Source organism: Actinosynnema sp. NPDC050801, from assembly GCF_040673975.1.
Lineage (GTDB): Bacteria > Actinomycetota > Actinomycetes > Mycobacteriales > Pseudonocardiaceae > Actinosynnema.
In genome coordinates this window covers 1-12,730 of the sequence record NZ_JBFAQZ010000047.1, presented here as the reverse complement: position 1 = coordinate 12,730, position 12,730 = coordinate 1, and the positions used below count along the sequence as shown (strand labels likewise).

Annotated in this window: 9 protein-coding genes; 7 read left to right on the top strand and 2 right to left on the bottom strand. The window is 70.4% G+C overall.

Annotated elements, in window-relative coordinates; all coding sequences use genetic code 11:
- The 7 genes from AB0K14_RS40570 to AB0K14_RS40540 all read left to right on the top strand — a co-directional run.
- A partial coding sequence (locus tag AB0K14_RS40570) for a hypothetical protein (RefSeq protein ID WP_364340549.1) occupies positions 1-383 on the top strand: 383 nt, incomplete at its 5' end.
- A gap of 38 nt (positions 384-421) precedes the next feature.
- Complete coding sequence (locus AB0K14_RS40565) at positions 422-1,135, top strand: hypothetical protein (protein ID WP_360466244.1); 714 nt, start codon at positions 422-424, stop codon at positions 1,133-1,135.
- 83 nt (positions 1,136-1,218) lie between these two features.
- Entirely contained in the window at positions 1,219-2,250 is a 1,032-nt protein-coding gene (locus AB0K14_RS40560) for a hypothetical protein (RefSeq protein WP_360466241.1), read from the top strand.
- 634 nt (positions 2,251-2,884) lie between these two features.
- Complete coding sequence (locus AB0K14_RS40555; RefSeq protein ID WP_360466238.1) at positions 2,885-4,453, top strand: ricin-type beta-trefoil lectin domain protein; 1,569 nt, start codon at positions 2,885-2,887, stop codon at positions 4,451-4,453.
- A gap of 123 nt (positions 4,454-4,576) precedes the next feature.
- Positions 4,577-5,944, top strand: coding sequence for a cellulase family glycosylhydrolase (locus AB0K14_RS40550; protein ID WP_360466235.1), 1,368 nt, complete (start codon positions 4,577-4,579; stop codon positions 5,942-5,944).
- 151 nt (positions 5,945-6,095) lie between these two features.
- Complete coding sequence (locus AB0K14_RS40545) at positions 6,096-8,090, top strand: beta-galactosidase (RefSeq protein WP_360466232.1); 1,995 nt, start codon at positions 6,096-6,098, stop codon at positions 8,088-8,090.
- Between the two features lie 92 nt (positions 8,091-8,182).
- Positions 8,183-8,362 (top strand): hypothetical protein, encoded by a 180-nt coding sequence (locus AB0K14_RS40540; RefSeq protein WP_364340544.1) that lies wholly within the window; start codon positions 8,183-8,185, stop codon positions 8,360-8,362.
- A gap of 45 nt (positions 8,363-8,407) precedes the next feature.
- Here the strand turns inward: AB0K14_RS40540 and AB0K14_RS40535 are convergent, their stop codons facing one another.
- Complete coding sequence (locus AB0K14_RS40535) at positions 8,408-11,338, bottom strand: glycosyl hydrolase 115 family protein (RefSeq protein ID WP_360466226.1); 2,931 nt, start codon at positions 11,336-11,338, stop codon at positions 8,408-8,410.
- A 192-nt stretch (positions 11,339-11,530) separates the two neighbouring features.
- Positions 11,531-12,406, bottom strand: coding sequence for an alpha/beta hydrolase (locus AB0K14_RS40530; RefSeq protein WP_360466223.1), 876 nt, complete (start codon positions 12,404-12,406; stop codon positions 11,531-11,533).
- Positions 12,407-12,730 lie beyond the last annotated feature (324 nt).

Sequence of the window (12,730 nt, the reverse complement as noted above, 5' to 3'; positions counted from 1 at the left end):
CCCGCGCGGCTGACGGAACCATGCGCACGCAGCGCGAATCCGCCGGTGTGTTCCCCGGCGCCTGGCAGACCATCGGTGACCTGACCGCCGCGGGCTCCCCCGCCGCGGTGCTGCGCACCGGAGGTCTGGTCGAACTGGCGGTGCGCGGCACCGACGGCCTCGTCCACCAGTCCAGCCAGGTCGCACCGGCCGGAGGCTTCGGCCCCTGGACGGTGCACTACTTCGAAGACGCCACCACCGACCCCACCGGCCTGCTCCTCTCCAACGGCAGCCCGATCTTCACCTGGCGCTCGACCGACGGCTCCATCCGCACCGTATTCGTCGCGGCAGCCGGCACGAGCCGGACGGCCCCGGCGTTCCTCGGACAGCAGGCACGACGGTGACGACGAACCGCATTGCGCGAGACCCTGGAGGCACGGGAATGACGACCACACGTCGGACACTGCTCACGGCGGGAGCCGTCGCCGTCGGCTCCACGTTCCTGACGACGGGACAAGCCCACGCCGACGGTTACGGCTCCGGCGCCCTCGGTCCGTGGGAGAACCTGTCGAAGGCGATCTCCACCCTCACCCAGATCAGGCCGGTCCTCGACACCGACGGGCTGTTCATGTTCGGCGACAGCATCTCCGTGCAGGACGGCTACAGCTTCGCCCAGCGACTGCACGGCCGGACCGGCGACGTCATCGCCGTGCACAACTGGTCCGGCCGCCCGACCGCGCCGGCCGTCGACGCGCTGGCGCAGTGGGCGCAGACCTACGGCCTGCCGAGCCGGGTCCTGATGGCGACCGGGTCGAACGACATCTTCACCCCGCCCGTGTTCGCCGCCCAGGTCGACCGCGCGATGGGCATCGTCGGTCCGGCCCGGAAGGTGTACTGGGTCAACACCCAGGTCTCCCGGACCGGTCAGCCGGCGGCCGTCCAGTTGGCCGACCAGCGCAACAGCGCCTGGATCAACCTCCAGCTGGCCGACGCCCAACGCCGTCACCCGAACCTGCGCATCGTCCGCTGGGCCGAGTTCCTCGCCGCCAAGCCGACCAGGCTCACGGCGTACCTCCGCGACGGGGTCCACACCACCGAGCCACTGGGCCAGGACGCCCGCAACGAGCTCATCGTCCAAGCCATCGAAGCGGGGTGAGGCTGAACGGCCGGTCGACTGCCCCCGACCGGCCCACCGCGGCGGGTCGGCGCACCGGTCGGGTCCGCGAGCATGGAGCACCGATGAGGAGATCCGACATGAACGTCCGCTTCCCGGCCACGACGGTCGTGCTCGCGCTGACCGCCGGCCTGCTGGTCGCCACACCCGCCCAGGCGGCGACATCCGTCACCTTCACCCCGCGGACGATCCTGGCGCCCGGGCTCCCACCGGGTGGCGGGGTCGACCAGAACGTCACTCCCGTGGGCACCATCTCGCTGGACGTGACCGCCACGCAGACCGCGTACGTGGTCTCGAAGATGCGGGTCGACAGCGCCACCATCCGCAGCCTCTTCGACAACGAGGTCGTCTGCCGGGGTCCGGGCGGTTGGAGCAAGAACATGGTGATCGGGCAGAACGTGTACGACACGGACTCGGGCTCCCCGTTGCAGGACGTGACGCTCTACACCCGCTTCCTCGTCCACCCCGGCGTCGCCGGCACGGTCACCTGCACCGCGAACGTGCGGGGCAACTCGCTCAACGCGAACGACGCCACCTACCGGCTGGTCAGCGGGTACATCACGTTCGCCGACACCTCGGTCGTCAACGCCACCGACGGGCGACCGGTGCAGTCCAGCGTGAGCCCGGGGGTGCACAGCCTCAATGCAGCCACCCCGCCGGTGGTGCGGCTGCCCGCGCTCGACCACTTCGACCTCCCCCCGACCGTGCGGGGCCTCAACGTGGTCGGCGACGTCGAGCTGATGATCTGCTGGCCGAGCACGCCGTGCGACAGGTACAAGACGGCGGCGGTGAGGTTCACGCTCATCGTCAACCAGTGGAAGTCGGACGGCACGCTCTGCAAGACCGACACCAGCGTCGGGGTCACGCACGACGTGCCCTACTGGGTGCACCACAAGTACGTGCCGCTCAACAAGGCGGACTTCGCGGTGAGCGACGCACCGGGCTGCATCCCCCGGTTCAACGCCTACGTCAAGGCCGAGTGGCTGAGCGGTGAGACCGCCGGCATCCAGGGGACGGCCGTCGGGCTGACCGATTCCCGCGGCTCGACGACCAAGCACGACTCCGACATGAGCCACGCGTACGTCCTGCCGTACTGAGCCCTTCGCGCCGCGCTGGTGCAGGTGTTCGCCGGTCCTCAGCGACGGCCGGTGCACACATCGCACAGGATCAAACAAATCTGCGCGACGACGAGCGCTCTTCATGGTGCAGCCAGGCCCACTGCTCCCGGCGCACCGCGGTTCCGAGCTCCGGCCGGTGAACCCGGTTCGAGGCGGGTGCGGTGCCCGCGGCTGACGGCACGGCCGTGGTGCTCCGCGGACTTGCGCCTCGTCCGCTCGCGAGCAGAACCTCCTTCGTCGGCACGAAGTTCCGGTGGGTCGACCAACACCAGGTGCAACGTAACGCACCGGCAGCACAGCCGACAAGGGGTTACTGCCGACCTGAAACTAACCCGTGGGCCGGGTGCCGTCTCACGTCGGACCCGCCGTTGACATGTCGGCAATCCGTGTGACAAGTTCGAGCAACTTCCAACACGACGAAACAGTCAGCGTCGAGAGCCAGCCGTAGCGGGGCCCGCCACCCGCCCGGTGTCACGCGCACGCCGGTTCCCCTTGCCGAGGATCCCGGTGCACTTCCCGGATGCCCACGCCCCCCGATCCCCTGAGGGCGGCACCGGTGCCGCGCGTCGGTTCGACCGCTGTTCCGACACCCCGGGTCGGCAAGGAGATCCCTGTGCAGAGATCACTGCGAGCAGTGCTGTCGGCGGTGCTCATCGCTGCTATCGCACCCGTCGTGCTGTCAACGGCCCCTTCGGCCCTGGCCCTGGACAACGGCCTGGGCCGCACCCCGCAGCTGGGCTGGAACGACTGGAACAGCTTCGGCTGCAACGTCACCGACAGCCTGGTCCGGCAGACCGCCGACGCGATGGTGAGCAGCGGCATGGCCGCCGCCGGCTACACCTACGTCAACATCGACGACTGCTGGTCGGAGATGTCCCGCGACGGCAGCGGCAACCTGGTGCCCTCGCGGACCAAGTTCCCCCACGGCATGAAGGCGGTCGCCGACTACGTCCACGGCAAGGGCCTGAGGCTGGGCATCTACTCCTCGGCGGGCACCACCACCTGCGCCGGGTACCCGGCCAGCCTCGGCAACGAGCAGCGCGACGCCGACCTGTGGGCCTCGTGGGGGATCGACTACCTCAAGTACGACAACTGCGGCGACCACCGCGGCATCAGCGGCCAGAACCGCTACACCGCGATGCGCGACGCGCTGGCCAGGACCGGTCGGCAGATCTTCTTCGCGATCTGCAACTGGGGCAACGACAACGTCAGGCAGTGGGGACCGGCGACCGGCAACTCCTGGCGCACCACCGGTGACATCCAGGCGAACTGGAACTCGGTGATGGGCATCCTGGACGCCCAGCCCGGGTGGGCGAGCACGTCACGCCCGGGCGCCTGGAACGACCCGGACATGCTGGAGGTCGGCAACGGCCTGTCCGACACCGAGTCGCGGGCGCACTTCAGCCTGTGGGCCCTGCTCAACGCGCCGCTGATCGCCGGGAACGACCTGCGCACCATGAGCGCGGCCACGAGGACCACCCTGACGAACACCGAGGTCATCGCGGTCAACCAGGACTGGGGAGGTCGGCAGGGCAACCGGCTCGTGGACAACGGCAACACCGAGGTGTGGACCAAGCCCATGGCCAACGGCTCCGTCGCGGTCGTGCTGCTCAACCGCAACTCCTCGGCCGCCACCGTGTCGACCTCGGCGTCGCAGATCGGGCTGGGCTCCGCGAGCAGCTACTCGGTGCGCGACCTGTGGGCGCACACCACCCGCACCACCGGTGGCGCGATCAGCGCCTCCGTCCCGGCGCACGGCGGGGCGATGTACGTGGTCAGCGGCGGCAACCCCGGCGGGTCGACCTCCACCCTGCGCAGCACGGCGTCCAACCGGTGCCTGGACATCACCAGCGCTTCCCGGGCCAACGGCGCCCTCGCCGAGGTCTGGGACTGCAACGGCCAGGCCAACCAGGCGTTCACCAGCACCGCCGCCGGCGAGCTGCGCGTCTACGACAACACCAAGTGCCTCGACGTCAACGGCGGCGGCACCGCCAACGGCACCGCGGTGCAGCTCTGGGACTGCAACGGCGGCTCCAACCAGCGGTTCACCATCAACGCCGACGGCACGGTCCGGGCCGTCGGGGCCGCCAAGTGCCTCGACGCCGACGGCACCGCCAACGGCACCAAGACCGTCATCCGGGACTGCGACGGCGGAGCCGACCAGAAGTGGAACCGCGTCTGATCCCATCGATCGACAAGCGGTCGGCGCCCGGGCGCGGGCCGCGCCGGCACACCGCCGGGCTCGCACCCGGGCCGGGACCGCCGCCATGCCCACTCGTTCCCCCACATCGTCGTGAGGTCAGGGATGATCAAGAGAGTTCTCCACGCGCTGGTCGCACTGGTGGTGCTCACCGCCGGGATGCTGGTCGCGGGCGGCCCCGCGCAGGCCGCGACCGGCTTCTACGTCAGCAACGGGCGGTTGTACGACGCCAACGGCTCGGACTTCGTCATGCGCGGTGTGAACCACCCGCACGCCTGGTACGCGAGCCAGACGCCGTCATCGCTGGCCAACATCAAGCGGCTGGGCGCGAACACGGTCCGCGTGGTGCTGGACTTCAGCCGCAGCGCCTCCGACATCGCCAACGTCGTGTCGATGTGCAAGCAGAACAAGCTGATCTGCGTGCTGGAGTTCCACGACACCACCGGTTACGGCGACCAGCAGGCAGCGACCCTCTCCCAGGCCGCCGACCAGTGGATCCGCGTGCGCGGCGCGATCGTCGGCCAGGAGCGGTACGTCATCGTCAACATCGGCAACGAGCCGTACGGCAACAACAACGCCGGCGGCTGGACCAACGACACCATCGGCGCGATCCAGAAGCTGCGCAACAACGGCCTGACGCACACCCTCATGGTCGACGGACCGAACTGGGGCCAGGACTGGTCCGGCACCATGCGCACCAACGCGTCCAGGGTCTTCAACGCCGATTCGCTCCGCAACACCGTGTTCTCCATCCACATGTACGGCGTCTACGGCACCGCGAGCGCCATCACCGGCTACCTCGACGCCTTCGTCAACGCACGCCTGCCGATCGTGGTCGGCGAGTTCGGCCACAACCACTCCGACGGCGACGTCGACGAGAACACCATCCTGTCGGCCACGCAGTCACGGCGGCTGGGCTACCTCGGCTGGTCCTGGAGCGGCAACGGCAGCCCCGTCCAGTACCTCGACATGACGAACGGGTTCAACGCCAACAGCCTGACCTCGTGGGGGCAACGCATCTTCAACGGCGCCAACGGCATCAGGTCGACCTCCACCGAGGCCTCGGTCTACGGCGGTGGCGGTGGTGGTGGAACCGCGATCGTCTCGACGCCGGCCAACCGGTGCGTCGACGTGCCGGGCGCGTCGCAGGCCAACGGCACGCAGGTCGCGCTGTGGGATTGCCACGGCGGCGCCAACCAGGCCTTCGCGGGCACGTCGTCCGGCGAGCTCCGGGTGTACGGCTCCAAGTGCCTGGAGCCCCACGGCAACGGCACCGCCGCCGGCACCGCGGTGTCCATCGGTGACTGCAACGGCGTGACCAACGAGCGGTGGTCGGTCAACACCAACGGCACGATCACCAACCAGGCCAGCGGTCTGTGCCTCGACGCCGAAGCCGGCGGCACGGCCAACAGCACGCGGGTGCTGCTGTGGACCTGCAACGGCGCGGCCAACCAGCAGTGGGTCCGCCGCTGATCCGCCCCGGTCCCGCACCGCGCTCGCCCACCCGTCCGAGGACGGGTGGGCGAGCGCCACCTCGCGCCCTCCCGGCAGCACCAGTACCCGGACCCTGGCGCCGCTGACGATGAATGCACCGCGACGCGCTCCCGACTGGAGGACTCAACGGATGACGACGCACTGGCCCACCTCGGGACTCGGCTTCGGCGGGGACTACAACCCCGAGCAGTGGCCACCGGAGGTGTGGGAGGAGGACGTGCGCCTCATGACCGAGATGGGCGTGAACATCGTGACCCTCGGCGTGTTCAGCTGGGGCGCCCTCGAAGTGGCCGACGGCGTGTTCGAGTGGACGTGGCTGGACCGCGTCATCGACCTGCTGCACCGCAACGGGATCGCGGTCGACCTCGCCACCCCCACCGCCGCGCCGCCGATGTGGCTGTACGCCGCCCACCCCGAGATCCTGCCGATGAACGCCGACATGGCGCGGCGCTGGCCCGGAGCGCGGCTGGGCTGGTGCGCGAACTCGGCGACGTTCCGCCGCTACGCGTTGCGCATGACGAAGGCGCTGGCCGAGCGCTACGCCGCGCACCCGGCGGTGGTGCTGTGGCACGTCGCCAACGAACTCGGCGGCGGGAACGCGCGCTGCCACTGCGACGAGTCGCTCGCCGCCTTCCGCGGCTGGCTGCGCGAGCGCTACGGCTCGCTCGACAACCTCAACCGGGCCTGGGGCACGGCGTTCTGGGGGCTCTACCTCACCGACTGGGACCAGGTGCCGGCACCGCGCGGCATCGAGACGCACAACCCGGCGCTGGTGCTGGACTACGACCGGTTCTGCTCGGACTCGCTGCTCGACCACTTCCGAGCCGAACGCGACGTCATCCGCGAGTTCGCCCCCACCACGCCGATCACCACCAACTTCATGGTCGGCCCGCACCAGGACGTCGTCGACTACCCGCGCTGGGCCGAGCACGTGGACGTCGTCGCCAACGACCACTACACCAACCCGACCGATCCGCTGTCGGCGCAGGACATCGCCTTCTGCGGTGACCGGGTGCGCGGGATGACCCCCGGTCGCGGCCCGTGGCTGCTCATGGAGCACTCGGTCAGCGCCCACGCCTGGCACCGCGTCAACCGGGCGAAGGCACCCCGTGAGCTGGTCCGGGACAGCCTGGGGCACATCGCGCGCGGCGCCGACGGCGCGTTGTTCTTCCAGTGGCGGGCGTCGTTGCGGGGTGCCGAGCAGTTCCTCCAGGGCATGGTGCCGCACGCCGGTACCGACACCAAGATCGGCCGGGAGGTGCGGGAGCTGGGCGCGGTGCTGGGCCGTCTCGCCGAGGTGCGGGGCTCGACCGTCCAACCGGCGCGGGTCGCGTTGCTGTTCGACGACCAGGCGGCGTGGGCCTTCGCCGGAGGGCTCAAGCCGCACAAGGGTATCGACTACGGTGACGAACCGCGGAGCTGGCACCGTGCGCTGTGGACCCGCAACGTCCTGGTCGACGTCGTCGCCCCTTGGGCCGACCTGAGCACCTACGACCTGGTCATCGTGCCGACGCTGTTCCTCGTGGACGACGAGTCGGCCGCGCGCGTCGCCGCGGTGGCGCAACGTGGCGGCGTGGTCGTGGTGACCTGGATGTCGGGCATCGTGGACCACGAGAACGCCGTGCGGCCCGGGGGTTACCCCGGCGCGTTCCGCGAGCTGCTCGGCGTGCGCTCGGAGGAGTTCTTCCCCCTCCAGCCCGGTGAGCGCGGCGAGCTCGACTCGGGGGCGGCGTTCCACTCGTGGTCGGAGCTCATGGGTGTCACCGACGCCGAGGTCGTCGCGCGCTACGCCGGTGGTCCGACGGCGGGTGGACCCGCGGTGACCCGGCGGGCGGTCGGCTCGGGCGCCGCCTACTACGTGTCGTGCGCCCTTGAGCCGGAGAGCCTGGACGAGTTCGTCGGGCAGGTGCTCGACGACGCGGGCGTCGAACCGTCCGGCGGCGGGGCGGGACTGGACGTGGTGCGCCGCGAGAAGGACGGCACCACGTGGGTCTTCGCCCTCAACCACGGCGAGCAGGAGCGCCGCCTGGCGGTGCGGGGGGTCGAGCTGGTGACCGGGGAGACCGTCGACCACGAACTGGTCGTGCCCGGGCGTGAGGTGCGGGTCGTGCGGGAGAGCGGGTGAACGGCGCCGGGTCCTCGTAATGTGGCCTCCGGTCGTGCGGGAGCAGGTGAGCGGCGCTGGATCCTCGTAGCCGGCCTCCGGTCGTGCACGCGGTGGGTGAGCTGTGCGTGCTGCACCGGAGCCCGGCTCTCGGCCCGTCCGCGACCGGGGTGTCGCCGGAGGCGCCCTCCACGAGCACGCGGCTCAAGCGCGGCTCGTGGAGGGCGTCGATGAACGTGGCGATGTCGTCGCGGGGCACATCGCCGTACTCGACGGCCGGGCCCGCGACGTGACCGACGGTCGATCCCGGGTCGGTCGTGGCGAGGGCCCGTCCGTCCCTAGCGACCCGCCGCCCCCGGGTGGTAGCTCTCCGGCGGGGCGAGGTAGGTGGCCGGCAGGCCTCCTGTGTTCACCACGATCTGGTCCACGACCATGCCGGGGTCCACCATCAGCAGGCGCAGCACGTGCTCGCCGGGCGTGGTGACGGTCAGCGAGCCGGTGAGCTTCTCCACGCCTGCGGTGACGTTCCGCGCCCAGGCGTCATCACTCCTGCCGGTGGCGATGGCCTGACCGGACAGCACCACGGCGGGACCGCCGTCGAGGGCGATGGCCAGCCGTCGTCTCCCGCGCGCGTCCAACGACGGCAGCCGGAACACCGTCACCGGGAAGGTGCCCGTGCCGGCGAAGCGGATCCGGTACGACAGCTCCGGCGACCGGTTCGTCACGTCCTCGGTGATCGGTGCCGCGGTCGAGGGCACGGCCTCCACCGCCGCCTGCCGCCGGCCGAGTCCGCGCACCGGGCGCCAGTCCGCGCCGCTGCGCGGCGTGTGGTGGTGGAAGTGCGCCGCGTCGATCGAGACGTAGCCGTGGGCCTCGACGAACCCCGTGGCGCTCCTGCGCGCCTGCTCACCGTCATTGCTGACGCGCAGTGGCACGGACACGCTCTTCCCGGCACCGGTGAACGTCACCGTCGCCTCGTGCCTGCCCTGGGGTGCCAGCGCCCAGTCGATGGAGACCCACACGCGGGCCTGGTCGGTGATGGTGCCGGAGGTCGAACTCACCAGCACCCACGGGTGGCTCGTCGTGGCGCGCCAGGTGAAGGAGCGGAACCCGGTGTTGAAGACGTCCACGAAACGACGATCGCGCGGGTAGGAGGAGAAGGACAGCGGCCGCGCGGTCCCGGTCTCGTTGCCCTCGGCTGCCACTCCCAGCCCCGAGACGTCCTGCGACGTCTTCCGGACCACGGTCGGGCGGCCCGGCGCCTTGGGGATCTGGGAGGGGTAGGGGTTGACGACACCGTTCCACTTGCCGCCTGCGATCTCGGTGTTGTAGCGCCGGGTGAGCGCTTCCTCCTCCGCGTGCGCTGCGTCGCACAGGTCCGCGTACCGGTTCACCCCCGCTCCGCGGCCCTGCCTGGACGCCAGCGCGTTGCAGTCCGCCCAGTAGTACTTGAGGTTCATCAGGTAGGCGCCGTGCACCGGGTACTCGACCAGCTCGTAGAAGGCGTTCTGGTAGGCCGGGGGCAGCATGCGGCCCAGCGCCCGCGTCCGCTCCAGCAGGTTCCGGTAGGCCGTCATCCGTGCGCCCGCCTCGTCGCCGTGGTGGATCAGGGAGATCGTGCCGCGGTCGGCGAACTCCGGGCGCCGCTCGGCGGCGAGGCGGTAGTACTCCGTGCGGATGGCGGCGATCTCGGTGCCGTGCTGCTGCCCGAACTGCCGGCCCGTCCACTCGACCAGGAAGTCCTCGACGTTGTCGGGGCCCCACCGGTTGATGTTCCAGGCGAGGTCCATGCAGAAGGACAACCCGGCCTCCTGCGACTTGATGTCGCCGACGTTGATGACCCACAGGCGGTCGACGCGGTGCTCGTGGGCGCGGCGCAACTCCTGCCAGATCTTGCCGATCTGGGTGGTGTCCAGCCACAGGTAGCTCTTCGGGCTGCCCCAGTACGAGATGTGGTAGTAGAGCCCGTTGCCGCCCGGGCGCCGCTGCTCCGCGCTGGTGGGCATCTGCCGCATGTTGCCGTGGTTGTCGTCCGGCCAGACCAGGGTGATGTCCTCGGGCACCTGCACGCCCGCGTTGTAGAGGTCGAGGACCTCCTTGTAGGGGATGAAGATCTGGGGGGCGGCGCCGGGGCCGACCTCCTCCGCCAGGATGCGGCGCTGGTCGGTGATGATCCGGTTCATCACCGCGACCTTCTGCGGCACCGTCGTCGCGTAGCGGGTCTGGAACGCCGAGTCGTGCAGACCCCGCATGCCGATCGTCCAGCAGCTCTCGTAGGCGGCGTTCTGCCGCGCACGCGCGCGCCAGTAGGCGGCGATCGTGGCGGGGTTCACCGTGTAGTCGTACACCGGCAGGCTGCCGTCCGGGTTGCGGTGCGCCTCGGCCCACGGCTGCCACTCGTGGACACCGTTGCGCAGCAGGGCTTCCGGGTGGCTCGACCCGACCACGATGCCGTACTCGTCGGCGAGCCGGGCGTTCTCCGGGTACTTGTTGAAGTGGTCGGTGTACGGGTGCATGGCGGGCCAGAGGTAGTTGGCCTTCAACCGCAGCAGCAGTTCGAAGATCTTCTTGTAGGTCTCGGGCCCGATCTTCTTGTCCCGTTCCTGCGTCCGGTTGGACCAGGTGGTCAGGTTCTGCTCGTCGTTGATGAAGATGCCCCGGTAGCGCACCGACGGTTCACGGCGCTTCACCGGCCCCGCCTCGACACCCACCGTCGCGCGGCGTTCCACCGGCACGTCCGCCCACCAGTACCACGGCGACACACCGATCCGCTCCGAGGTGTCGTAGATGCCGTACACCGCGCCACGCCGGTCGCTGCCCGCGATCACCAGGGCCCGGGCCACGCCGGGCAGCGGGCTCTCCACGACCTGCGCCACCGACGCCTCCCACCGGCCCGCCACCTCCGCGGTGTCCAACCGGCCCTCCGCGATCAGCCGGTCGATGACCGGGCTCGCCCCGATGGTGCCGATCAGCACCGCGGTCCCGGCCATCCCGGACGGGCTGCGGCGCAGGCGTGGCCGCACGCCGCTCACCCGTTCCACATCGGCGGCCAGGTCACCGGCGGCGCGGGCGACCGCGGGATCGTCCACCTGGTCCACGAACAGGTCCACCGGGACACCGTCCTGGACGAGCGTGAACCCGTCCTCGGCAACCCCGTCCTGCCCGGGCGCCGCCACCGCGATCCCCGGCAGCAACGGGGTGACCCCCGCGATCGCCATACCGCGCAACAACGACCTGCGCGTCCATCCGTTCGACTCGCTGTCCACCATGGATCCCGACCTTCCTGCACACCGGGGCAACGGAGAAGAAAGTGCTGTGACCGACCTGGAAAGCGCTTGCGGGTGGAGCCGTTGGAGGATGTGGGCACACCGGATCGCCACCGACCGGTGGGCACCGGGGTGGGGCGGTCAGGACAGCCCGGTCGCCCTCCTGACCGCCTGGACGCGGCGGGTCGCTCCGGGCTAGAAGGCCGTCTCCCAGGTGGTGGTGCTGGAGGAGGCATCGGTCCGGAGGCGGTCACGGGCGACCGTGTCGGCGTACAGGCCCCAGCGCATCCAGTCCACGAAGGTGTTGCGGGTGCGGGAGTCGCCCCAGTAGCTGCCGTGGTCCCCACCGCGGAAGGTGAGGAACGCCTTGGGCCGAGGCAGTTCGTTGTAGGCCTGGCGGGCGGAGGGGTAGGGGCAGAGCGGGTCCCGGTCGCCGTGGATGAACAGGACCTTGGCCCTGACCGAGGGTGCCGGGTTGCCCATGTCCACGCAGGCCATGGGGACCGCAGCGACGATCCGAGGGTCGGGTGCGATGGTGAGCAGGCTGTGCGTGGTCATGCCGCCCATCGAGTAGCCGTACACGCCCACGCCGACCGTGGTGTTGATGTGGCCCCGCAACGGGTCGTTGGCCGTGTTCAGCGCGAGGGTGCGCGTGATGACCTCGGAGACGTCGCGGCCGAGGTTGCCGTTGTAGGTGTCGCCGACGTTGCTGCCGAAGTGCGGTCCCGGCACGATGAAGCCCGCCGCGGCCATGGGCCGGATGTGCGACAGGGAACCCTGCGGGCTGCTGCCGCTGCCGTGGGTGTACTCGCAGACGGGGAACACGCCGTCGGCCACGGGTGCGTTGGCGATGGGGTTGCCGCCGGGCGTGCCCTTGGCGGGGTAGTACACGGAGGTGGTGATCCGGCGGGTGCCGCGCATCCAGCTGTACTGGCGCACACCCACGGCGTACGGCGTGGTCGGCGCGCCCTGTGCGCCGATGGTGGCGAGTCCCTGACCGGCACCGAGCAGGGACAGTCCGACGGCCGCCGCGCCGGCCGCGCCGGCGCTCAGGAACGTACGTCGTTGCATGGTCATGATTCCTCCACGTTGAGGATGGTTCGGTGTTGGCGGGCGTCTTCGCGGCGGCGGACGGCGTGCGGCGGGGTTCAGGTCGTCGGTGGATCAGGTCGTCGGTGGATCAGCGATCGAGGCGGCATGAGCGGTGCGCCAGGCTCGTGGCCGCCGACGGCATTGATACGATTCAAGTCCCGAGATATGTCACGTAGGATGACCAGGGCTACACAAAGTGTCAATGGGTGGGTCTCGATACGTGTGCCCGCTACAGTCGTCGCGGTCCTTGACCGGTCGATCCGCAACGGGAGTGCACCGTGATCAGCCCGTTCGACGTCGAAG